This is a genomic window from Meiothermus rufus DSM 22234 (genome assembly GCF_000423425.1).
Lineage (GTDB): Bacteria > Deinococcota > Deinococci > Deinococcales > Thermaceae > Meiothermus > Meiothermus rufus.
This window is the reverse complement of the sequence record NZ_AUHY01000005.1, coordinates 49261-71742: the sequence shown is the minus strand read 5'-3', so window position 1 is coordinate 71742 and position 22482 is coordinate 49261. Positions and strand designations below refer to the sequence as shown.

The window sequence follows — 22482 nt, the reverse complement described above, 5'->3', positions numbered from 1 at the left end:
CCCCATCATAAGGCCCTCACCGCCCCAGCAGCAGCACCACCACCGGGTACTCCCCCTCGGGCAACGAGAGCAGCCGGCGCACCTCCTCGTCGTAGAAGGTCTCGGCAGGGTAGGCCTGTAGCCCTAAGGCGGTCGCAGCTACCATGACCTCGCCCACTGCGTAGCCCACCTCCAAAAGGGCGTAGCGGAAGCCACGCAGGCCGAAGACCGCCTCTGAGCGCTCCGGTACTGCGGTGAACACCACCAGCGCTGCCGAGGCCTCAACCGCCTCGAGGTTCATCAGGGCCTGCTGCCACTCAGCCGGATTGAAGCGGCTGGAGAGCTGCTCGAGCTGGTGTTGTTTGGCAGCGTAGTGGTAGATGCCCTGGAAGGTGTCCTGTAGGCGCTGTACGGCCAGGTAGACCTCCAGTGGGTAGGCTCCCCCTGCCGAGGGGTAGCCCCGTCCACCCCGCCGCACGGCCAGGGGGGCCAGCACCTGGGAAAGCTCGGCTTGGGTGATGGAGGAGCCCACCTTGGGCGCGGTGGGGGCTACCCGCGAGAGCACCCGCCAGACCGCTGGGCCCCCCTCGCGCACCGGCTCGGCCAGTTCTACCGATTCCAGCGGGTTGGCGTAGACCTTGGCAGCGGGCGCTCGTCCACCGGGGAGTTGGTCGCCGGGGAAAAGGCGGGTCAGGCGGTAGAAAGCCTTGCCAGGATGCTTGTCCATAAAAATAAACCCAGGCCAAGCCGCCTAGCAGGGGCTAGAAGCGGTAGCTTTTGGGCACCACCACAATCCCCTCTGGGGTGACAGTGAAACCGCGGGCCCGGTCGGCCTCGAGGTCGTAGCCAATCTGGGTGTGGGGGGGGATGCTCACGTTCTTGTCCACGATGGTGTTACGCAGTTTAGCGTAGCGGCCCACCTCCACCTCATCGAAGAGTATGCTTCGCTCGACCAAGGCGTAAGAGTTGATGCGGCAACGGCGGAAGATCACCGACTCGCGGATGGTGCCCCCGGAGATGATGCACCCTCCGGCGATCAGGCTGTTGAAGGCCTGGCCGGTACGGGCTCCGGCCTCGTGCACGAACTTGGCCGGGGGGGAGTTGAAGTTGGCTGCGCGCAGGGGCCACTCGGGGTTGTAGAGGTCGAACTCCGGGGTAACCTGGATGAGGTCCATGCTGGCCTCAAAGTAGGCATGGATAGTGCCCACATCGCGCCAGTAGGTATTGGGGCCGTTCTGGCCGGGAATGGGGTTGCGCTTGAAATCGTAGACCTGGATGCGGTAGCCCTCCTGCAAAGCTCGGGGAATCACATCCTTGCCAAAATCGTGGGAGGAATTAGGGTCCTTGGCGTCGTGTTCGAGCTTCTCCACTAAAGCCTCAGTGCGGAAGATATAGTTGCCCATCGAGACCAGCGCCATGTCGGGCTTGCCTGGGATGGGGGTGGGGTTCTTGGGCTTTTCCTGGAAGCCCACCATGCGCCACTGTTCGTCCACCTGCAACACGCCAAAGCGGCTGGCCTCTTCGATGGGCACCGGGTAGGCCGCAATGGTCAGGTCGGCCCGGTGGTCGTTGTGGTACTCCAGCATGTGGGCGATGTTCATTTTGAAGATGTGGTCGCCCCCGAAGATGGCCACGTTCTCGGGTTTGTGGTTGTTGACCAGGTGCAGGTTTTGGTAGATGGCGTCGGCAGTGCCCCGGTACCAGACCGGCCCCAGCTCCTCGTAGCGATACATCTGGGCGGGCACCAGCAGGATAAAGGCGTTTTCTAAAAACCCGCCAAAGCGCCAGTGCCGTTGCACGTGTTCGGTGAGCGACTGGGCTTTGAACTGGGTCAGCACGTAGATGCTGTAAATGCCGGAGTTGAGAAAGTTGTTGAGTACGAAGTCGATAATGCGGTAGCGCGCGCCGAAGGGCACCGAGGGTTTGGCCCGCTTGGCGGTGAGGGGGTATAGCCTCGAGCCCTGCCCTCCCGCGAGGATCATCCCAAGAACTCGCATCGCCATGACGTATTGCCTCCTTTGCCCCACAGCATAGCAGGGTAGGTGGACTCTATGTCCAGGGTTGGTTTTGGGTAGCCGGTTTGTGGGTATACTCATCCGCCGTGAGGCTGTCCTACGAGGCTTTGGAGTGGCGCAGTTCCTGTGAAGACCCCGAGGCGCTGGTACCGCCTACCGTGGCCCCGCCCTTTTTTGGTCAGGAGCGGGCCAGGGCGGCTTTGGACTTGGCCATTCGCGGGGGGTTTCATGCCTACCTGGTTGGCCCTCCCAGCCTGGGTAAGCACGAGGCCCTGCTGGCCTACCTAAGCGCCCAGCGGGTGGAAACGCCGCCCGACCTGTTGTACGTGCCCTTATCGGAGCGCAAGGTAGCGGTGCTCACCCTCCCCAGCGGCCAGGAGACCGAGCTGGCCGAGGCGGTAGAAAGCCTGCTTCTGGAGGTGAACCGCCTGGACGAGCTCTTCCGCCAGAATGCTTTTTTAAAGGAGAAAAGCCGGCTCGAGGCCCGCTTCAAAGAAGCCCGCGAGCGACAGCTTGCCCTGCTAGAGCAGGAGGTTCAGGCGGCCGGCTATACCCTGCGGATAAGCGGCGAGCTGCTCGAGCTGAGCGGCGCAGAAGCCGTGCCTGCGGAGCTGAATGCCCGGCTGGAAGAGGTGACCCTGAGCCGCCTGGCCGCCGAGGCCGAACTCGAGCAGGCCTTGCGCCGGCTGCGGCGGGACTGGGCCTTGCACTATCTGCAGGGCCGCTTTGAGCCGCTTTGGCAACGCTTTCCCCAGGCCCGGGCCTACCTCGAGGCCCTGCGGGCCCGCCTGGTTCGCTACGCCGAGACCGGCGAGGCCCTCGACCCGGCCCAGTGGCGGCCCAACCTGCTGACCTCTTCCAGCAGCGGGGCCCCCCCGCCCATCGTTTATGAGCCCTACGCCACCGCCCCGCGCCTGTTTGGACGGCTGGACTATGTGGTGGACAAAGGGGTCTGGAGCACCAACGTTAGTCTGATCCGCCCAGGGGCGGTGCACAAGGCCCAGGGCGGTTACCTCATCCTGGATGCCCAGAGCCTGCTGCGCGAGGGCACCTGGGAGGCTTTCAAACGGGCTTTGCGCAACGGCCAGGTGGAGCCAGTCACCGACGCCCAAGCTCCGGCGAGCCTCGAGGTCGAGCCTTTCCCCATCCAGATGCAGGTCATGTTGGTGGGTCCCCAGGAGGCCTTCGACACCTTGGAAGAAGACCCTGCTTTCGGCGAACTTTTTCGCATCCGGGTGGAGTTTGCCCCCACCCTAGAGGCAAGCCCCCAGAACCGAACGGCCATCGCTGGCTGGCTTCAGGCCCAGGGGTTCCAGCTTACCCAGGGGGGCCTGACCCGGCTGTTTGACGAGGCCCGGCGCAATGTGGAGCAACGCAGCCGTATGGATGCCCGCCTGGTCGAGCTCAGGGCGCTGGCTGAGGAGGCGGCTGTGCTGGGCCAGGGCCTCATTACCGCTCAGGCTGTGGAGGAGGCTGTGCGGGCCCGCGAAGAGCGCAGCTTCCTTTCCGAGGAGGAGTTTTTGCGGGCGGTGCAGGAAGGGGTATGGAGCCTTCGCACCACCGGGCGGGCGGTGGGAGAGCTCAACTGCTTGGTGGTGGTGGAGGTGGCCCCTTACTGGGGCCGCCCCGCTCGGCTCACGGCCCGGGCCGCTCCAGGGCGGGATCACCTGATCTCTATAGACCGTGAGGTTGGCCTGGGGGGGCAGATTTTTCACAAGGCGGTCCTCACCCTGGCCGGCTATCTACGCAGCCGCTACATGGACAATGGCCCCCTGCCGGCCACCATCAGCCTGGCCTTTGAGCAGAACTATGTGGCCATCGAGGGGGACTCGGCGGGCCTGGCCGAACTGCTGGCGGCACTCTCGGCCATCGGCAATTTTCCCCTGCGGCAAGACTTAGCGGTCACCGGGGCGGTGGACCAGACCGGCAAGGTGTTGGCGGTCGGGGGAATTAACGCCAAGGTAGAGGGCTTTTTCCGGGTCTGCCAAAGGCTGGGCCTGAGCGGTACCCAGGGGGTGGTGCTGCCCCGGGCCAATGTGGCCAACCTCACCCTGCGGGCCGAGGTGCTGGAGGCAATACGGGCGGGCCGCTTTCACCTCTACGCGGTGGAGACGGTCGAACAGGCCTTGGAGCTTTTGGCAGGAGCCCGCCTGGAGGGCTACCGGGGTTTGCAGGAGCGAATCCGTGCGGGGCTGGTCAACTTGGCCAAGCTGGAGGATCAGAAGGAAGAATCGGAGTAAGCTCGAAGCGTGTTACCATCCTTGCGGTGGAGGCTCGAGTTCTCCTGGCCATTCTCCTGACCATCCTGCCCTGGGCCTCGGCTTTTGCGGCCATCCGCGCGGGCCTACAGGACTTTAGCCCCGGCCACCTGACCCTTTTGCGCTTTTTAGTGGCCTCGGGGGTTCTGCTGCTCTACGCTTGGGGGGTGCGGATGCCCCTACCTGAGCCCAGAGACTGGCCCCGCTTGCTGGGTTTGGGTTTTTTGGGCATCACCGTCTACCACACTGCCCTCAATTTCGGGCAGGTTTCGGTGAAGGCAGGGCCAGCGGCGCTGCTGATTGCCGTGGGGCCGGTGTTTGTGGCTTTGCTTTCGTACTTTTTTCTGGGCGAGCGGCTTTCTGGCTGGGGTTGGGCAGGCATTGGGTTAGCCTTTACTGGGGTGGCCCTGATTGCCTTGGGTAACCATCCAGGCCACGTAGCCATAGAGCCTGGCGCTTTGCTGATTTTGCTGGCGGCCCTGACCACCTCGCTGTACTTTGTGTTTCAGCGCCCCTTGGCGCGAAAGTACAATCCCCTTTTCTTCACCGCCTACACCATCTGGGCCGGAACCCTGCCCCTGTTGCTGTTCTGGCCGGGACTGCCGGCTGCGCTACGGGCCGCCTCACCCCAGGCCTTTTGGAGCGGGGTTTACCTGGGGGTGGTGCCGGGGGCCCTGGCCTATCTGACCTGGAACTACGCCCTGAGCCGGGCCCCGGCCTCGAAGGTGAGCAGTTTTCTCTACCTCTCACCGGTGTTGGCTACTCTGATAGCCTACCTCTGGTTGGGCGAGGTGCCAGGTAGGCTGGCCTTGGTGGGGGGTGGGCTGGCCCTGGCTGGGGTGATGATGGTGAACATCCTGGGCCGGGTGAGTCTGAAGGGGCCTTAGAGCCGTAGAATCAGGGGTGGAGTTATGGCTCAGGTTTTGCCCATCCGCCTGTACGGCGACCCTGTTTTGAAGAAAAAAGCCCTACCAGTGGAGGATTTTAGCCACATTCCCGCCTTGGCCGAGGACATGCTCGAGACCATGTTTGAAGCCCGTGGGGTGGGGTTGGCGGCACCCCAGGTGGGCATCAGCCAGCGGCTTTTTGTAGCGGCTGAGTACGCTGAAGAGGAGGCTGACGAGGGCCCCGAGGCGGATCTTAAGTCCCGGGTGAAGCAGCTTTACGTGATGGTCAACCCGGTTATCACCTACCGTGCTGGGCGGCAGTCCATCCTAGAAGGTTGTCTTTCGCTGCCGGGGCTTTATGCTGAGGGGGCCCAGCGCGACCTACAGGTGCGGGTGGCATACCAAAACGAGAGGGGAGAGCCCCGGGTGCTCGAGGCCGAGGGCTATCTGGCCGTGGTGATGCAGCACGAGATCGATCACCTAGACGGTATTCTCTTTTTTCAGCGCATGCCCCCCGCCGAGCGGCAGCGCTTCCTCGAGGAACACCGCGAAGACCTGGCCGAGTTTCAGCGCCAGGCCCGGGCCTTCCTGCGGGAAGCCGCACAGAAGTCCAAGTAGCCTCAGCTTTGCGAACAACCACTAGGAGGTTAGCGATTCGCTCTGCACCCCTACTGTCCCATCCAACCCGCCGCCGGGTGGCCTTTTTTGGCTCGCCAGCCTGGGCTCTGCCGGTACTGGAGGCCCTACAGCAGCACCACCAGGTGGTGTTGGTGGTGACCCAGCCAGACAAGCCCGCCGGGCGAGGTTGGCAACTGACCCCCTGCCCGGTGGCCGCCTGGGCCGAGGCCCGGGGGTTGCGGGTGGAAAAGCCCGCCAAGCTGCGCAAGAACCCCGAGTTTCTGCAGTTTTTCCGCTCGCTGGGCCTCGAGCTGGCCATCACCGCAGCCTATGGCAAAATCCTGCCTGCGGAACTTTTGACTGTGCCCCGGTTTGGCTTCCTCAACCTGCACCCCTCGGACCTGCCCAAGTACCGCGGCCCGGCCCCGGTGCAGTGGACCCTGATCAACGGCGAGGCTGAGACGGCGGTCTGCATTATGCAGACCGATGCGGGGATGGACACCGGGCCGGTGGTGGCCCGCTGGCGCACCCAGGTGGAGCCCCACGAGACCGCGGTGGAGCTGGCCGAGCGGCTGCGGGATAAGGGGATTACGCTGTTGTTGCAGGTGTTGGCCGACCTCGAGCACCTCCAGCCGGAGCCTCAGCGTGGCCCTGCCAGCCATGCCCCCATGCTGCAAAAGGAGGACGGAAAAATCCGGTGGAACCAAAGCGCCCTACAGATTTACAACCGCCACCGGGGGGTGCAGCCCTGGCCGGGGAGCTGGTTTGTCTTTCGGGGTAAGCGGGTTCGGGTGCTTCGGATGCGGCCCGCACTGGGAATCGAGGGCCTGGCTCCGGGGGCCGTTCAACCTGGGCCGGAGGGCCTGTGGGTGGCCACGGGGGAAGGAGGCGTGTTTTTGCAGGAAGTGCAGCCAGAGGGCAAGAAACCCATGCCGGCTTTGGACTGGGCTCGAGGGGCTCGCTTGGGGCCGGGGGAGGTGTTGGCCTAAACGTGAAACTGGCAGGGCGCTACCGGCTTTTGCGCCCCTTAGGGGAAGGAGGCATGGCCGAGGTCTGGCAGGGCCTCGACGAGCGCATGGATCGACAGGTGGCGGTCAAGATTCTGCACGCCTACCTACCCTCCAGCGAGCGTAACCGCTTTTTTCAAGAGGTCAAGGCCCTTTCCCGCCTTTCCCATCCGGGCGTGGTGCAGGTCTTCGACCTGGGGGAGGAGGGGGGGCGCACCTACTTTGTGATGGAGCTGGTGGAAGGGGGCAGCTACGACCGCATGGGGCCTTTCGAGGATGGCATGGAGGGCTTACGCTTGCTGGCCACCTCGACCCGGGCTTTGGAGGCCCTGGAGCACCTGCACCAGCGGGGGGTGATTCACCGCGACCTGACCCCCCGCAACATCCTGGTCACCGCTGAGGGCCAGCCCAAGGTGATGGACTTCGGCCTGGCCTACCTTATGCAGGAAAGCCGTCATCTGACCCGCACGGGCATCACCGTGGGCACCCCGGAGTACATGGCGCCCGAGCAGGCCAAGGGCCAGCGCCTGACCCCTCAGGCCGATCTGTACAGCTTTGGGGCGGTGTTATATCGCACCTTTACCGGCCAGCCCCTTTTCCAAGGGGAAAACGACCAGTCGGTGCTCTATCAGCACGTCTACGAGCCGCCCAAGCCGCCCCAACAGCTCAACCCAGCCATTCCCCAGGGGGTAGCGGCGCTGTTGCTCTCGCTGCTGCAAAAGGAGCCTGGGCAGAGGCCGGCCAGCGCCACCACCGCCCGGGCGGTGGTGGAGGAGAGCCTGCGCCACTACCGCGAGACGCTCTCGGCCACGCCCCGGGCCGGGGCCAGCCGCAGCGGCCACTACCCCAGTGGCCCGGCCTGGCCCGAGCGGCTCGAGCTTTCCGCTACCTACGACCTGGCCGGGCAGGTGGCCTGGCCGGGGGAGCTGGTGGCCCGCGAGGGCAGCCTCTGGGTGGGGGCGGGGCAGGGCATCGCCCGGCTGGATCTGACCGATGGCGCAGTCTACCGTCAGCGGCTGGGCGACGAGGTTTCTGCGCCGCCGGTGGTGACCGAGGAACGGGTCTACGTGGCCGCCTGGGATGGCCGCCTGACCGGGATGACCCTCTCCGGGCGGCCCATTCTGAGCTTCCCCACCCGCGCCGAGATTACCGCGGCTCCCCTGGTGAGCGAACTCATCTACCTGGCTGGGCGCGATGGCTTTCTCTACGCCCTCGATGCCAGTGGTACCCTGCGCTGGGGCTTCCAAGCTGGCAGCCCCCTGGTTGCCACCCCCACCCTCTACCGGGGGTTGCTGTTTGTGCCTGGGGAAAACGGCTGGCTGTACGCCCTCGATCCCCAAAGCGGCCACCTGCGCTACAAGGTGGAGACCGGGCCGGTACATACCGCCATTCCGGCCCGAAGGGGGCTGTTGTTCATCCCTACCTGGGCCGGGGAGGTGCACGCCTTCGACCCTTTGAGCCGAGAGGTGCGCTGGAGCTACGACCTCGAGGGGGAGCTGTGGGGGGCTCCCGCTGCTGATGAGCGGTATGTGTATGCGGCGAGCTGGGCAGGCTGGCTGTACGCCCTGGATCAGGCCAGTGGCGACGAGGTGTGGCGCCTCGAGGTCGGCAAGGTCACCGCAGCCCTTTCTTTGGCTCACGGAGTACTCTACCTGGGTACCGAGGAAGGCCGGGTGCTGGGGGTAAACACCCAGACCGGGCAGGTCTGCTTCGAGGCCACCGGCCTGGGCCCCATCCAGGTGCCCCCTTTGCCCTACCGGGGTGCCTTGTATGTGGCCACCCTGGCGGGGAAGCTGTACAGGTTTGCCTAGAACATGCGCAGGGGTTAAGTTTCGCATTCTTCATAAAAGCCATGTCCTTGCACCTAACCGACGAACAGCGAGCCATCGTGGCCCACGACCAGGGGCCAGCCTTGGTCTTTGCCGTGGCCGGCGCGGGCAAGACTACCGCCCTGGTGCACCGCCTCGAGCGCCTGGTACGGGAACGGGTTTTCGAGTCGCGCAAAATTTTGGCGACCTCCTTTAGCCGCCTGGCGGTGGAGGACCTCAGGCGGGCCCTGGCCCGCTGGCCCCACACCCAGGGGGTGCAGCTCTCCACCCTGCACGCCCTGGGCTACCGCATTGTACGCAAAGCCGCTGCGGAAGGGCTTTTGCTGCTTAAGCGGGGCTGGGAGGAGGGCCTCGAGCAGGCCCTGTTGCAGCGCGCTCTGCGACGGGCCAGGGACCTGAAGCTCCCCTGGGCTCCCGAGCTAGAAAACCTGGAATCTGAGGATTTTCTAAGCTATGTGGGGGCTTGCAAGGGCAACCTGCAATACGCCGACCTGAAGGCAGCCGGCCTGCCGCCCGAGGCCCTGAAAGTGGCCTCGCAGGCCAGCGCGCCTCGGGAACTCGAGTGGTACCTCGAGCTTTACAGGCTTCTGGAGCAGGTTCGGCAGGAGGAGGGCCTGCTCACCTTCGACGACATGCTGTTATTGGGCTGGGAGGTGCTGGTGCGCCATCCCGACATCCTGCAAACCGTGCAAAAGGCCTTTCAGGCAGTGCTGGTCGACGAGTTTCAGGATGTGAACCTGGCCCAGTCGGAGCTACTGGACCTGATTACCCGCCCGCACCGCAACTACATGGCCGTGGGCGACGACGACCAGACCATCTACGAGTGGCGGGGAGCCAGCCCGCGCTTCATCCTCGAGTTTGCAGGGCGTTACCGGGCGCAAAAATACCTGATTCGCGATACCTTTCGTTGCCCTGCGGCGCAGGTGGCGCTGGCAGCCCGGGTGATCGTGCACAACCAGAACCGCGCGCCCAAGCAGCTCAGCCTCACCAAGGGGTTTGTTGGGGGGGTGCACCTTCGCCTAGAGCCCCATACCCCGGCCCAGGCCCAGGCTTTGGTGGGGGAGATGGCCCGCCTACTGGCTCAGGGCCGCCGCCCTAGCGAGATGGTGGTGCTGCTGCGGCTGTATGCCCAGACCCCCTACATTGAGCAGTACCTAATTGAGGCTCAGATTCCCTACCGGGTGGTGGGCAGCGAGCCCTTCTACCAGCGGCCCGAGGTGCGCACCCTGCTGGCCTACGTGCGGCTGGCCCTGGAAAAACCTTTGGGGGAAGAGGGCCGGCGGTTGTGGCTACAGGTCTACAACACCCCCAAGCGCTACTTGAGCCGCACCCTGGCCGAGTCGGTCTGGCAACAGGTCGAGCAGGGGGCCTCGCTGGTGGCGGCGCTGCGGGCGGCCCAGGCCGGGGCCGAGGAACGGGTGGCCCGGCGGCTGGAGGAGCTGGCCCTGCTGTTTGAGTGGCTGGAAGGGGCGCTAAAGCGGGACTCGGCCCACGCCCTGCTGGAAGCCCTCGAGGCCCGGCTGGACTACCGCCGCCATCTGCTGCGCTCCTCGGGTTTCTACGAGGTGGGGGCGGGTAAGGCCGAGGGGGTACGGGCTTTCCTCGAGTACACCCGCGACAAAGGCAGCGTGCCGGCGCTATTACAGCACCTGGGGCAGCTAGCCCAGGAGCACCTGGAGGGAGAAGGCCAGGATCGGGTCAGCCTGATGACCATCTTCCGGGCCAAAGGGCTGGAGTGGCCGCTGGTCTTCATCCCCGACTGCAACGAGGGCACCCTGCCCTACAGCGGTTCAGAAAACCTCGAGGAGGAGCGCCGCCTGTTCTACGTGGCCCTTACCCGCAGCTCGCAGCACACCTATTTGTACGCTATCTCGAGCCTGCCGCTCTCACCCTTCCTGCGCGAAGCCGAGCACCTGCAAGTGCTGGGGGCTGTCGAGCAGGTGGGGGAAGCCTTAGCCCGGCCCGCGGCCCAGCTTTCTACCGCTCAGACCCTGGCCCTGGCTCTAGGGGCGCACAAGCTGGGTCTGGAACGCTATTTGTACCGCTGGTGGAACTCGAGCGAGGCCCAGGCCATTGCGGCCAAGGTATTGCGGCTTTTTATCCATGCCGATAGGAACAACTGGTTGGAGGCGTTGGGCCTGACCGCCGAGGCCAGGGGCCTCTGGGAGGTTTTCGGCGTTGCGCCGGGGGAGGGGCCTTCGGGAGAGTTTGCCGACCTAAAGCGTTTCCTCCCCAAGCCACCCTCTTCCGACCCAGCGTCGATAAGGGCTGGACAAAAAGTGCGGCATGCCCAGTATGGCCTTGGACGGGTGGTAAGCTTGGAGGACGGGGTGGCCACGGTAGCTTTTGGCGATGGGCTGCGCCGGCTGGCCTTGCGCTACGCCCGGCTGGAGGTGGTGGGCTAAACTGCTTTTTGTGAGGCGGCTGGCCGAAGACCCCGAAGCAGGGATGAAGCTGGTGGTGGGCCCCCCGGCCTCCGGTAAGACCACCCGCTTGCTCGAGGTGGCCCAGTCCTTTCTGCGCCAGCGCAAGCGGGTCTGGTGGGTATGTTTGCCGGCGCAAAAAGCCTATGTGTACCGCCGGGCCACCCAGGGAGGCGCGGTGCTGGGCCTCGAGGTGCTCTCCACTCAGCAGCTTTACTACCGCTTGCTGGCCGCCCACCTGGGCCTTAAGCCCATCCTGACCGGGCCGGGCCGGGTAGCCTTGGTGGGCGAGGCTTTGGCCGAGGGCGGGCCACTGCCCCAGCCGGGCGAGGCCCGGCTGTTTGCCCGGGCCATTGCCGAGGCCAAGCGCCACGGGGTTGAACCCCAGCAAATTCCGGCCATCAGCCCCGAGGCCTGGCGCTTGCAGCGGGTCTATGCCCGCTACGAGGAACTCAAATCGTCCTGGGGGCGCTGGGACTACGACGACTTCCGTAGTGCGGCTTTGCGCCTTTTGCAGGAAAAAGCCGAACCTTGGCACCTCGAGGCCGACCTGGTGGTGGTGGACGGTTTCCGTGAACTAAGCCCTTTGGAACTGCGCTTTTTTCGCGCTTTGGCTCAGCGAGTGCCGCTCTGGTTGGGGCTGCCCCAGGCCCCTTATGGTCTGGCGCCCAGCCAGGTGTTGCCGCCTCGGGCCACCCGGCTTCAGACCTACCGCGCGCCCAATCCGGTGAGCGAGGCTCGCTGGGTGCTGCGCTCGATCAAGCGCGACCTGGCGTTAGGCCTGTCGCCGCTAGAGATCGCTGTGGTTGCGCCGGAGTCGCGGATTCCCGCTTTGCTTACCCTGGCCGATGAGTACGGCCTGCCCCTGTTCGACCAGACCGCACCTACCGCGGCGGAAACGCCAGAGGGACGGCTTTTGCTCGAGCTTTTGGAGCTACCCGACTATCCTACCCCCACCCGCCTGCTGGCCATTCCTGAGCTGGTTCCGCTGGGTCAGGCGGCCTTAGAGCGTGGCCTGGTGGGCCTCGAGGCCGTCCACCGGCTGGCCCGGGAGCTGGGGCTAGAGGCGGTTTGGGCTTCCTGGCTGGCCCGCTTAAAGCCCCCGGGGGAGGAGGGGGCTTCCTTCCCCCTTAACCTACCCTCCCCAGGCCTGCCCCCCGAGCTGGCCTGGGCCAAGGAACTCCTCGAGGCCTTGCCCGAGGTGCGCCACAGCCCTCGGCGGGCCAGCCTGATGGAGCGGGCACGCGAAGCCCACCGCATCGCCCATGGGGCCGATTTTCGCCACTGGTGGGCGGCCCTGCTGGCCGAGACCTACCTGCTCCACCGCCCGCCTGGGGGCGTGGCTCTGCTCACCCCCAACCTGGCCTCGGGACAGCGTTGGCAAAAGCTCTACCTAACCTACGCCGTGGAGGGGGGCTACAGCACCGGCGAGCAGGAAGATTACTTCATTCCCGAGGAGCTGCGGGTGAGCCTAGAGGAAGCGCTGCGCCAAGCCGGGGGGGTGCTGCCGCGGCGCTTTTTAGGGCGGGATGGCCCACTCTTGCAAGAGCTTCGGGCCCTGGCCGACGAGGTGGTGGTCACCTACCCCGAGGCTAGCCAAGAAGGCCTCTTGGAGCCCGAGCCTATGCTGGTGGGGGCCACACCAGCACCCCTACCTCCTCTGCCCCCGGCCAGCCCGCTGGAGGTGGCCTGCGGCGAAGGGTACAAGGCCCCCTTAGGCCCGGTAAACCTGGGCCCAGCCCGACTGGAAGATCTGCGCTACTACGATGAATGTGGCCTGCGCTACTGGGCCGAGCGCCTCGAGCCTCCTTCCGCCCAACCGGAGTGGTGGCGGCAGTGGGTGGAGGCTTTGCGCCAGGCGGGGAAGCTGGTACCGGCTCGGCTCGAGGCCTTGAGTCAGCGCTTTCCTCAGGCCGAGGGCTGGATGCGCCACCACTACGCCTTGCTAGGTGTGCTTTCCCTAGGCTACCGGCTGGTCCACCAGGGCCTGGAGGTGCGCCTGGATGGGGTTGTGCGCCGGGGAAGCGAGGCCCATCTTTACCGCTTTGTGGCCCCCCATACCCCGCCCAAAGAAGCCGAGAAGGAGGTGCGCCGGCGCTGGAGTGAGCGTTGGGCGGCTTTCTACCTGCTCTCGCGGTATCCTGGGCAGATTCAGCGGGTGCACCTTTGGGCCTGGCCGGTGTTGGGTGCGCCGGTGCTGGTCTATGGCAAACCCATCGAAAAGCTTTGGGGTGTCCTCAAGCAGCTTCAGAAAACTGCCGAGGAGGTTCATGGCCACTACAAAACGGGTGTGGTGCTGCCCAAACCGGGCTACCACTGCCGCAGTTGCCGGGTCAAAGACGTCTGCCGTGAGGGAAGGCGGGATTGAGCAAGGCGTGCCAGGGGTCTTTGCCCCTCAGGTGGAGGGGCCCGTTGCTTCCTGGCGGGCCAGGTAGGCCTCGAGGTGTTCCTGGAAAGCCCGCATCAGAACCTTGGCCCAGGGGCCAACCTGACCGTTGCCCACCAGCCTGTCCTCGATCTGGGTGATGGGCATGACCTGCCGGGTGGCCCCGGTGAGCAGCACCTCGTCGGCGCCAAAGAGGTCTTCCAGGGTTAGGGGGGCCTCCCGGATGGGTAGCAGGGGCCGGGCCACCTGCAACAGGTGCTTGCGGGTGATGCCGGGCAGCACCCCTTCTTGGGCGGTGAGGAGCACCCCGTCTTTGATCAGGCACAGACTGCTACGACCCCCCTCGTAGACGGTGTGCCCGTCGTGGTAGACCACCTCGGTAGCCCCCTCGGCCCGCACCCGGCGGCTCAGGCGAACCGCTACCAGGTAGTCGGTGCTTTTGGCCTCGGGCAGCTCGCGCCGGTTGGGGTGCAGGATAATCTTGGCCCCCTGCTGGTAGAGCTGGGCCGGGGGTGGCTTGACCTCGAGGGGGGCCAGGATCAGGTTGGGCCGGCTGGGGGTGAAGGCATCGGGGGAGTAGCCCCCGGTGAGGAGCATCTGAAGGCCGCCCTCTTGCACCTCGTTCAGCCGGATGAGTTCACGGATATAGCCCTCCAGCGCCGCCTGGCTAAAGGGAAGCTCGAGTTCTAACATCCGGGCGCTGTTGGCAAAGCGCTCGAGGTGGTCTTCCAGAAAAACCGGAATGCCACCTAGAATCCGGAAAAACTCGAAAGCCGCATAGCCCCGCCTAAGACCCAGGTCGCTGATGTGCACACTGGCCTGGGCATACTCGACGACCTTACCGTTGATGTTGGCGTACCGCACAAGAACTCCTCAAAGCGCCAGCTTAGCAGATTTTGCTATCCTGCTGTGTAGGACTTTATGGGAACGCAGAGGGCAGTCGAAACCAGACTAAAGGCGGCCAAGAAAAGCGTTTCGCTAGAGGATCGCCTTCTTCACATGACCCCAGAGGAAGCCCAGGTCTCGGCGCAGGTCGTCGTGAAAAAGCATTCAAAGATAATACGTGCCCTCGCCAAGCTCTAAAGACACCTTCGGGTATCGCTACCGTGGTCGGCATTGCCCCACCGTTGCTTACCTAGAGAAGCTGTACTGCGTGGTTATTGAGGAGGCAGGGGGAGCGCCCGGCATAAAAGATCGGGGTCTTCTGGATAGTGCCTTGCACGCTCCTGCGCGTCCAGTGGGTGGGGCGGATGCATACCCTACTTTAGTAATGGGAAGAGTCCGTCGCAGTTCGGATAAGGCCGATGCTCGCTGCGGGATACCTGTGGTTTGGATACGAGCGATGATACGCTTTAGTTGGTGAAAGTACGCATCGCTTCCGCCGGAACCGGCAAGACCGCCAGCCTGGTCTTGCGCTACCTCGAGCTCATCGCCTCCGGCACCCCGCTGCGCCGCATCGCTGGGGTGACCTTCACCCGCAAGGCCGCCGACGAGCTGCGGGTGCGGGTGGGGCAGGCGCTAGAGGAGGTGCTGGAAAAGGGGCGGCACCTGGAGTTCGTGGCCCCGGAGGAAAGCCGGCCCTTGTTCCAAGAGGCCCTGCGCGAGGTCTCGGGGGCTACCCTCAGTACCATCCACGGCTTCATGGCCCAGTGCCTGCGGCTGGTTGCTCCTATGTTGGCCCTCGACCCCGACTTTTCTATGTTGGGCGACTGGGAGGCGGTGGCTTTGTTCGAGGAGGAGTGGCACACCCTCCGCTACCTGGCCCTCGACCCGAGCCACCTGCTTCACGGCATGGCCACCGACGAGCTGACCGAGCCGGTTTTGCACCTCTTCGCCAAACGCTCCTTGGCCGAAGCCTTCGAGCCTGCTGACGGGGAAGAAAACCAGCGCTTGCTGCGGGTTTACCAGGCCGTTTATGCCGCTTACGAAGCCCGGCTGGGGGCCCGTTTGCTCTCGCCCTCGGAGCTGGAGCGCAAGGCCCTCGAGCTCACCCGCAATCCCCGTGCTGTAAAGCGGGTTTTGGAGCGAGTTCAGGTCTTGCTGGTGGACGAGTACCAGGACGTGAACCCTTTGCAGGGGGGCTTTTTTGCGGCTTTGGAGGGGGCTGGCTTGCATGTCGAGGTGGTGGGCGACCCCAAGCAGTCCATCTACGCCTTCCGCCAGGCCGATGTGGCGGTCTTTCGCCAGGCCTTACGGGAAGGAGAGGTGCTGCCCCCACTTAAGCGCTCCTACCGCCATAGCCAGACCTTAGTGCGCTTTTTGAACCGCTTGACCGAGACCCTGGCCCAGCGGGGCTGGGGTTTCAGCCTCGAGGAGGCTCCCCCGGTGGAGGGGGTTCGGCCCTCGCGGGGGCGGCTGGAGATCCACTGGGTAGAGGGTGAGGTGGCCCTCGATGACCTGCGCAAGCAGGAAGCCTGGGTGCTGGCCCAGCGGCTAAGCGCTCTATCGCAAACAACCCGTTACTCCGAGATGGCGGTGCTGGTACGCTCGTACAGCAGTGTGCGCTTCCTGGAGGAGGCCTTTGCGCGGGCTGAGATTCCCTACGTGTTGCAGCAGGGGCGGGGCTACTACGAGCGGCAGGAGGTGCGCGACCTGTACCACGCCCTGCGGGCCGCCCTGGACCCCCGAGGGCTTTCCCTGGCCGCCTGGCTGCGCAGCCCCTTTGGGCAGCTCGAGCTGGCCCAGGTGGAAGCTGTGCTGCGCTCGAGCGACCCGCTCAAGACCCTGGAGCGCGACTTCCCTGAGGTCTATCAGCGGCTTCACCAGATTCAGACCCGGCTGCGCACCATGCCCCCCTTAGAGGCCCTGAAGTTTCTTATCCGCGAACCCCTGATGGCAGGCCGAGCCTACCACGATTTCCTGGAGCCCCGGGCGCGGGAGAACGTGGATGCCCTGCTGTTCTACTTTGCCCCTCGCCCACCCCAGAGCCTCGAGGCCCTGCTCGAGCGCCTGGAACTGCTCTCCCGTCAGGCCGACGCCGGCGACGTGCCCCAGTCCGGCGAGGGAGTGCAAATCCTCACCGTTCATCGGGCCAAGGGGCTGGAGTGGCCTTTGGTGGCGGTGTTCGATCTGGGGCGCCGGGAACCCCACCCATCTGTTCCACTGTACCTCTGCCCTGCCGAGGGAATGGCCCTGGTACAGCAGGTGGCCCTTGCGGGCACGCCGGCTTTCGAGCGCTTCAAACAGCGGCAGAAAGCCCTGGAGGAAGAGGAAAGCTACCGCTTATTCTACGTGGCGGCTTCGCGGGCCCGCGATACCCTAATCCTAAGCGCTAGCCTTAGCCGAGGGCAGCCGGAGGGCTGGGCCCGGGTGCTGGAGGCCATGGGGTTGGGGGCCGACGGCCAGCCCTTCGACCGCAGCGACTACCTGCACCAAACCTGGCGCTACCGACCGTTGGCACCGGCCTCCCCAGGGCAAGCCCCAAAGGCTGGCCTCGAGGCTCCCCCCTGGCTTGCGGCCCGCTTTGCCCCCGCGCCTTTTCCCCCGCTTTTTTCGCCTTCGGCCTTCAAGCGCCAGGAGTGGGAGCCCGAACCCCTGCTATTGCCCGATCCCGAGGAGGGCGAGGCCCTGCCGGGCCGGGCCAGGGCGATTGGTACCCTGGTGCACTACGCCATCGGACAGAACTGGCAGGCCGACAACCCCGCCCACCTGGCCAACCTCGAGGCCCAGGAGGTGATGTTTCCCTTCGACCCCAGCGAGCGCGAGGGCATTATGGCTGAGGTCAGGGAACTGCTCCTTGCCTACCAAAGCCTCCTGGGCCACGCCCTACCCTGGCCCCGCGAGGAGGACTACCCCGAGTTTGCCGTAGCCTTGCCCTTGGGCAGCACCGTCTGGCAGGGGGTGATCGACCGGCTGTACCGGGTGGGGGCGCAGTGGTATTTGGAGGACTACAAGACTGATCACGAGGTCAAGCCAGAGCGCTACCACTTCCAGCTTGCGGTTTACCTGGCTGCGGTACGGGAAGCCTGGGGCCTAGAGCCCCAGGTGCGGCTGGTCTACCTGCGCTTCGGCCAGGTGGTGCGGCTCGAGCCAGCGCTTTTGCAGGCTGCCCTGCGCGAGGCTATGCCCTAGGCTTTTTGCACCTCCTCCGGCCAGGGCTCGAGCACCACCCGGGTTTCAATCTGGGCGTTCAGGGTGGCCGAGACCGAGCAGTACTTGGTGTGCGATAGCTCCACAGCCCGCTGCAAAGCCTCCAGGGTTACGTTGGGCCCGGCTCCGTAGTGCGTGACCACAATATGGGTGTAGCGCTTAGGGTGCTCCTCGGCCCGCTCGCCTACCACCTCTACCCGGTAGCGGGCCAAAGGCTGGCGCTTCTTCTCCATGATGTCCACTACATCGTAAGCGGTGCAGCCGGCCAGCGCGGCCAGCAACAGCTCCATAGGGCGCATGCCTGTAGCCGGCTGGTCGCCGTCGATCATCACCTTATCGCCCTGTTCGTTGATGCCTACAAAGCGGTGGCCTACCAGGCGGTGCAGGACTACTTTCTTGGTTGCCATAAACCTCCTATGGGTTGGACATCCCCAACCCTCGAGCCGATGATATCCCAGTGCCTGGGTAAAAATGCCCCATTGGGCAGACCAGGGGATAAAACATGGGCGGGGCAATAGTCGCAGGTTGCTTCGGGGAGGCATAATGGGTTCATGTCGACGCTCGAGGGAAAAGTCTACATCCTCACCGGGGCTGGAGGTGGAATAGCCCAGGCCATTGCCCAGGCTTTTACCCGGGCTGGGGCCCGGCTGGCCCTGGTGGATGCCTATGAGGGGAGTATCCAACAACGAGCCCAGGAGTTTGGCGCACGGGCCTACCAGGCCAACCTGACCCACTACCCCGATGCCGAGGCTGTGGTGCGCCAGGTCAAAGCCCAGATGGGCCGGATAGATGGCCTTATTCACTGTGTGGGGGGGTTTGCCTATGCCCCCATCAAAGAGGCCGAGCCCAGCCTTTACGACCGGATGTTCGACCTCAACATGCGCAGCTTGTTCTACGCCAGTCGTGCGGTGTTGCCCGAGTTGCTGAGCCAGAAGGACGGCTTTATCGCTGGCATCGCGGCTGCCGCTGCCTGGAGTGGGGCTGGGCCTGGGATAGCCCTCTACGCTGCGGCCAAGGCCGCTTTGGCCACCTACTTGCGCTCGCTGGATGCTGAACTGGGGGGCACGGCCATACGGGTGGCCGTTATCTACCCCATGGGCGCGGTAGATACACCGGCCAACCGCCAGGGGATGCCCGAGGCCGACCCCATGAGCTGGGTAGACCCCCTCGAGATCGGCGAGAGCCTGGTTTTCGCCGCCAGCCGCAGCCCCCGGGGCCGCCTGCTCGAGCTGCCCATCTTCCCCCCCCGCTAGCGTTTTCGGCCATTTTTGAAAAACAAACTGCTTGACATTTAAAAGTAGGTGGGTAAAAATTCCAAGTAAGAGGGCCTACAAACCCGCTTTCAGGCCTGCCTTCTTCCTCGCGGAGGTGCGCATGGAAGCTTTGTTCTGGATTGGACGCATCCTTTTGGGTGGGTTTTTCATCCTCAACGGTCTCAACCACTTCACCCAGGCCCGCCAGATGGTGCCCTATGCCCAAAGCAAAAAGGTGCCTTTTCCAGCGCTGGCCGTGTACGTGACCGGTCTGATGCTGCTTTTGGGAGGGCTGGCCATCCTGACCGGCCTGTATGTGCAGGTGGGGTTATGGCTGCTGGTGGTGTTTTTGCTCTTCGTAACCCCCTGGATGCACAACTTCTGGAGTATACCCGACCCCATGCAGCGGATGGGGGAGATGGTTAACTTCATGAAAAACCTGGCCTTGCTGGGGGCGGTGCTGATGTTGCTTTACCTTTGGTCAGCCTAAGCTTCTTGTGGGTAAAGGTGTAGGCCGGGCCCATGTTCATTTGGGCTTGGCCTTTCTCATGCTTATGCCGTAGGGTAGAGAGCATGGATGTAGCGGCCTACGTGCAGGCAGTGGGGTACCTGGGTATTTTTGCCACGGTTTTGGTGGAAACAGGCTTGTTGGTGGGGTTTTTTCTTCCTGGCGATTCGCTTCTAATTGCGGTGGGGTTGCTGGCCGCGGCCAAAAAAATGGAGCTATCCCTGGCGTTGCTAGCCCTTTTCCTGGGCTCGGTGCTGGGGAATAATCTGGGTTACTACCTGGGCCGCCGCTGGGGGCTTCCACTGCTGCATAAGGCCCGGGTCAAGCCAGAAGACCTCGAGCGTACCCGGCGGTTCATGGCCCGCTTTGGCCCCATCTCCATCCTGATCGGGCCCTATGTACCGGTCTTTCGTGCGGTGGTGCCTTTTCTGTGTGGCACGGTGCGTATGCCCTGGCCCCGCTTTTTTCCTCTTAGCCTGCTGGGCAGTCTGCTGTGGACCCAGGGCCTGACCCTGGTGGCCTACTACGTGGGCTCGCAGATTCCCGACCTGGAAAAGTACATCTACCTGATTTTGCTGGCCGGGGTTGGCTTTGCCGTGTTGCTGGCGGCCTGGCGGGCAGGCCGTCTGCGCTGGCGCAAGGCGCCCCGCCCTGTCGAGGGCCAGGAGCTGCCCTAAGGCTCAACCAGCTCGAGCAGCACGCCACCAGACCATTTGGGGTGAACAAAGGCCACCAGATGGCCACCGAAACCAGGACGGGGGCTGGTATCGATGAGCAAGGCCCCCTGATCCTCGAGACGCTTTAACTCGGCCCGAATATCGGAGGTGGCGAGGGCCATATGGTGCAGCCCTGGCCCTCGTTTCTCGATGAAGCGGGCAATGGCCGACTCTGGGTGGGTGGCCCGCAGCAGCTCCAGCCGGCTATGGCCGCTGTTGAGCATCCAGACCTCGACCTTTTGGCTTTCCACCCGGCCCTGGGCCTCGAGGGTGTAGCCCAGCTTTAGGTAGGGCTGGGCGCTCTCTTCCAAGTCGTGTACCGCGATGCCAATGTGGTGAATCTCCATGCCTCCAAACTACCCCAACTGGCCCAAGCACACTATTCCACCGGGATAAAGGCCAGGCTGACAATGCTTTCCTGGAAGCTACCCAGCGTGCTGGAGCGCACCCCGGCGCTGGTGAGGCTGCTGGCGATGTTGGCGGTCAGGTCGATCACCCGCAGGGTGGGGCTGCTTTGGGCTGCGGTGTAGAGAAACTGGTCGAGGCCCACCGTAGCGGTGCTATAGGCAAACGTACGCAATAGCCCGGTTTCGCTTTCGCGGGGTAGCTGGAACCCTCCTTCAAAGCGGGCCAGCCCGGTGCCCAGCACAAGGATGGGTGGGGCACCCCGGGCAAACTGCCGTGCGGCGATGTTGCTATCCCGGCTAAGGCCCACCTCGCTGGTAGCCCCGAGGTTCCAGGAGGCCAGGGTGGTGTCGGTGGTGTTGGGGTCGTTGTCGTCGAAGAGGCCCAGGGCCTGGCCGCCCACAAAAATCAGATCGGAAGGGCTCGAGGTGCTCAGGCTCAGGGGGCGCTCGATAAAGGGGTTGACGAAGTCGTACAGGCCCACCTGCGTGGGGGTCAGGTAGAGGAGCTGATCGGCGGGGCCTAGGGCCAGCCGCACGGGAGCGGTCAGGCGCACCAGGTTGGGGTCGAGAAAATCGATTGGGGTTGGAAGGGTGGTGGCTGTAAAAGGGATAATCCAGGCCCGGTACTCCTCGAGGGGGCGGGGTGGGGTGGCGGGTGGGGGTGGACAAACCAGCAAGAGGTTGCTCTGCCCCTGCCTTAGGTAACCCCGGCTGCAATCCACCCCCAGTTCCTGGTCGAAACCGTCGAGCTGGGGGGTTCCCACCTCGTCTACGGTGAGAGTGTTGGCGATGTAGCGGCGCAGGCGGCTGGGGGTGAGTACCCAGAGTTGGTCGTTGCCCACCCCTAGGCTGCGGCGGTAGAGCAGGGTGACGATCGGCTCCTCCTGGCTCCAGCTTCCCACCAGCCGGGGCTGGTCGAAATTGCCTGGCTGGAGGGTGCTGCCCTGGAAAAAGCGAATCTGGTAGGTGTTGCCGCTGGGGTTGTTAATGGCTGCGGCCAGCAAGGCACGGGTGGGTTCCTCGCGGCTGCCGGTACAGGCCCAGAGGGCCAGAAGTAGACCAAGGGATAGCCAGAACCATTTCATCAGCGTCCTCCTGGGGTGGGCAGCCGGATACCGCCGGGCAGCACAAACTCGCTGGGGCTGAACAAAAACTCGGCAGCCTGGCCGCCCAAGGCAAAGGCAAAGCGGAGTTCTTGCTTGAGGGTGTCGGCGCTGGCCTTGAAAGCCCAGCAGCAGCGGTCGATGACCAGGTCGAAGCGGGGGCGCAGGATGGTGCCCTCGAGGTTGGGTAGAAAGAACTCCCGTCCGCTCTCGGGGGCGTTCCACACAATGCGATAGAACAGGCGGGTTTTTTCGCTGCCCATAAAGCTGAAGGTGGGGCCAAACTCGCGCAGGGTCAGGCGGAAGCGCCCGCTGGTGCCGGGGAGGCGCTCGAGGGCCACAAACCCCTGCAAGGAGAGGCCGGGGGGGTCTTCCGGGCGCAAAGGCGCCGGGAGAATTTCCAGCTCGCCGCTAAAGCGTAAAAAGCGCAGGAAGGCCTGGGTGTCGTCCTCCAGGGTGAGGGGGTTTTCGCTTTCGGGCAGGTGAACCTCTGCCGAGACCTCGTTGATGAACACCTCGGGCTCGCGCACTTGGGCCCTTAGCACCAGGCGGGGGTTGCGCAGCGTGCCCTCGCGGTAGGCCCACAGCAAATCGGCCTGCAATAGGTCGGCGCTGTACTGGTAGCCCAGGCGGAAGCGGCTCTCGCTGCCGGGGCTAAAGCCGAGGGTGTGGGTAAAGACGAAGGTGTGCAGGCTCAGGGTGAGCTGGGCCAGGCCGTCCAGCAGGGCTGGGGTGAGCACGGGGTTGGGGTTGGCTGCCGAGGGCAGGGGGGCATAGAGGTGGGTGAAGGTCTGGCGCAAGCGGAAACTGTCGGGGGGCTCTTGCAAGACCACGTTTAGCTCGGTGCGGATGGCCTGCCCGTTGTTCAGGTCGCGGCTGTGGGCAAGCGCGGTGGTGTTGCCGGGGGGGTTGTAGCTGGCCGCTAGCTCGAGGGGGTCGTAGCGGGCAATCAGGGGTATCTGGGCGATGGGCCGGGTTTCTTTTTCCTGCACGTCCCAGTAGCG

At 64.6% G+C, this 22482-nt stretch carries 18 protein-coding genes; 11 read left to right on the top strand and 7 right to left on the bottom strand.

Annotation, left to right across the window (positions count from 1 at the left end):
* Positions 1 to 16: 16 nt before the first annotated feature.
* Positions 17 to 706: a SagB/ThcOx family dehydrogenase gene (locus G552_RS0101155; RefSeq protein WP_027881343.1), complete on the bottom strand. Its 690-nt coding sequence runs from the start codon at positions 704 to 706 to the stop codon at positions 17 to 19.
* 34 nt (positions 707 to 740) lie between these two features.
* Positions 741 to 1982, bottom strand: a complete 1242-nt coding sequence (glgC, locus tag G552_RS0101150) for a glucose-1-phosphate adenylyltransferase (protein WP_027881342.1) — start codon at positions 1980 to 1982, stop codon at positions 741 to 743.
* A gap of 98 nt (positions 1983 to 2080) precedes the next feature.
* Between glgC and G552_RS0101145 the strand changes: the two genes are divergently transcribed.
* Genes G552_RS0101145 through G552_RS0101115 form a run of 7 tightly spaced genes read left to right on the top strand, consistent with a single transcriptional unit; the run spans position 2081 to position 13384 of the window.
* Positions 2081 to 4234, top strand: a complete 2154-nt coding sequence (locus G552_RS0101145; RefSeq protein ID WP_027881341.1) for an AAA family ATPase — start codon at positions 2081 to 2083, stop codon at positions 4232 to 4234.
* A gap of 26 nt (positions 4235 to 4260) precedes the next feature.
* Positions 4261 to 5139 (top strand): DMT family transporter, encoded by an 879-nt coding sequence (locus G552_RS0101140; RefSeq protein ID WP_027881340.1) that lies wholly within the window; start codon positions 4261 to 4263, stop codon positions 5137 to 5139.
* Positions 5140 to 5163: 24 nt separating this feature from the next.
* Entirely contained in the window at positions 5164 to 5757 is a 594-nt protein-coding gene (def, locus tag G552_RS0101135) for a peptide deformylase (RefSeq protein ID WP_027881339.1), read from the top strand.
* A 35-nt stretch (positions 5758 to 5792) separates the two neighbouring features.
* Complete coding sequence (gene fmt / locus G552_RS0101130) at positions 5793 to 6746, top strand: methionyl-tRNA formyltransferase (protein ID WP_084640347.1); 954 nt, start codon at positions 5793 to 5795, stop codon at positions 6744 to 6746.
* A gap of 2 nt (positions 6747 to 6748) precedes the next feature.
* The gene (locus G552_RS0101125; RefSeq protein ID WP_027881337.1) at positions 6749 to 8575 is read left to right on the top strand and encodes a serine/threonine-protein kinase; all 1827 of its coding nucleotides are present in this window, start codon (positions 6749 to 6751) and stop codon (positions 8573 to 8575) included.
* 41 nt (positions 8576 to 8616) lie between these two features.
* Positions 8617 to 10998 carry an ATP-dependent helicase gene (locus G552_RS14535; protein WP_036270099.1) on the top strand — a complete coding sequence of 794 codons (2382 nt, stop codon included), beginning with the start codon at positions 8617 to 8619 and terminating at the stop codon, positions 10996 to 10998.
* A 10-nt stretch (positions 10999 to 11008) separates the two neighbouring features.
* Complete coding sequence (locus G552_RS0101115; protein ID WP_245575075.1) at positions 11009 to 13384, top strand: PD-(D/E)XK nuclease family protein; 2376 nt, start codon at positions 11009 to 11011, stop codon at positions 13382 to 13384.
* 27 nt (positions 13385 to 13411) lie between these two features.
* Here G552_RS0101115 and G552_RS0101110 read toward each other — a convergent pair whose 3' ends face one another.
* A complete protein-coding gene (locus G552_RS0101110) occupies positions 13412 to 14266 on the bottom strand; it encodes an aminotransferase class IV (protein WP_027881335.1) in 855 nt (284 codons plus the stop codon).
* A 495-nt stretch (positions 14267 to 14761) separates the two neighbouring features.
* On the opposite strand from G552_RS0101110, the gene G552_RS0101100 reads away from it, so the two are divergent.
* The gene (locus G552_RS0101100) at positions 14762 to 17473 is read left to right on the top strand and encodes a UvrD-helicase domain-containing protein (RefSeq protein WP_027881334.1); all 2712 of its coding nucleotides are present in this window, start codon (positions 14762 to 14764) and stop codon (positions 17471 to 17473) included.
* On the opposite strand, the gene G552_RS0101095 is transcribed toward G552_RS0101100, so the two are convergent.
* Positions 17470 to 17898 carry an OsmC family protein gene (locus G552_RS0101095; protein ID WP_027881333.1) on the bottom strand — a complete coding sequence of 143 codons (429 nt, stop codon included), beginning with the start codon at positions 17896 to 17898 and terminating at the stop codon, positions 17470 to 17472. The two genes, G552_RS0101100 and G552_RS0101095, sit on opposite strands and share 4 nt — an antisense overlap.
* 144 nt (positions 17899 to 18042) lie before the next feature.
* On the opposite strand from G552_RS0101095, the gene G552_RS0101090 reads away from it, so the two are divergent.
* From G552_RS0101090 to G552_RS0101080, 3 genes are all read left to right on the top strand, one after another.
* Positions 18043 to 18744 carry an SDR family oxidoreductase gene (locus G552_RS0101090; RefSeq protein ID WP_027881332.1) on the top strand — a complete coding sequence of 234 codons (702 nt, stop codon included), beginning with the start codon at positions 18043 to 18045 and terminating at the stop codon, positions 18742 to 18744.
* A 121-nt stretch (positions 18745 to 18865) separates the two neighbouring features.
* The gene (locus G552_RS0101085) at positions 18866 to 19234 is read left to right on the top strand and encodes a DoxX family membrane protein (protein ID WP_027881331.1); all 369 of its coding nucleotides are present in this window, start codon (positions 18866 to 18868) and stop codon (positions 19232 to 19234) included.
* An 83-nt stretch (positions 19235 to 19317) separates the two neighbouring features.
* Positions 19318 to 19929, top strand: coding sequence for a DedA family protein (locus G552_RS0101080; RefSeq protein WP_027881330.1), 612 nt, complete (start codon positions 19318 to 19320; stop codon positions 19927 to 19929).
* Here G552_RS0101080 and mce read toward each other — a convergent pair.
* Genes mce through G552_RS16670 form a run of 3 tightly spaced genes read right to left on the bottom strand, consistent with a single transcriptional unit; the run spans position 19926 to position 22470 of the window.
* The gene (gene mce, locus G552_RS0101075; protein ID WP_027881329.1) at positions 19926 to 20315 is read right to left on the bottom strand and encodes a methylmalonyl-CoA epimerase; all 390 of its coding nucleotides are present in this window, start codon (positions 20313 to 20315) and stop codon (positions 19926 to 19928) included. The genes G552_RS0101080 and mce overlap by 4 nt on opposite strands.
* Positions 20316 to 20347: 32 nt before the next feature.
* On the bottom strand, positions 20348 to 21460 hold the full coding sequence (locus G552_RS0101070) for a hypothetical protein (RefSeq protein WP_027881328.1): 1113 nt from the start codon (positions 21458 to 21460) through the stop codon (positions 20348 to 20350).
* Entirely contained in the window at positions 21460 to 22470 is a 1011-nt protein-coding gene (locus tag G552_RS16670; protein WP_245575074.1) for a hypothetical protein, read from the bottom strand. The genes G552_RS0101070 and G552_RS16670 overlap by 1 nt, the downstream gene beginning before the upstream one ends.
* Positions 22471 to 22482: the final 12 nt, after the last annotated feature.

Excerpts from the sequence above, each read along its gene's own strand:
- G552_RS0101085 (WP_027881331.1), top strand. The coding sequence starts at position 18,866 with ATGGAAGCTTTGTTCTGGATTGGACGCATCCTTTTGGGTGGGTTTTTC.
- G552_RS0101095 (WP_027881333.1), bottom strand. The coding sequence starts at position 17,898 with ATGGCAACCAAGAAAGTAGTCCTGCACCGCCTGGTAGGCCACCGCTTT.
- G552_RS0101080 (WP_027881330.1), top strand. The coding sequence starts at position 19,318 with ATGGATGTAGCGGCCTACGTGCAGGCAGTGGGGTACCTGGGTATTTTT.
- mce (WP_027881329.1), bottom strand. The coding sequence starts at position 20,315 with ATGGAGATTCACCACATTGGCATCGCGGTACACGACTTGGAAGAGAGC.
- G552_RS0101155 (WP_027881343.1), bottom strand. The coding sequence starts at position 706 with ATGGACAAGCATCCTGGCAAGGCTTTCTACCGCCTGACCCGCCTTTTC.
- glgC (WP_027881342.1), bottom strand. The coding sequence starts at position 1,982 with ATGGCGATGCGAGTTCTTGGGATGATCCTCGCGGGAGGGCAGGGCTCG.
- G552_RS14535 (WP_036270099.1), top strand. The coding sequence starts at position 8,617 with ATGTCCTTGCACCTAACCGACGAACAGCGAGCCATCGTGGCCCACGAC.
- def (WP_027881339.1), top strand. The coding sequence starts at position 5,164 with ATGGCTCAGGTTTTGCCCATCCGCCTGTACGGCGACCCTGTTTTGAAG.
- G552_RS0101090 (WP_027881332.1), top strand. The coding sequence starts at position 18,043 with ATGTCGACGCTCGAGGGAAAAGTCTACATCCTCACCGGGGCTGGAGGT.
- G552_RS0101070 (WP_027881328.1), bottom strand. The coding sequence starts at position 21,460 with ATGAAATGGTTCTGGCTATCCCTTGGTCTACTTCTGGCCCTCTGGGCC.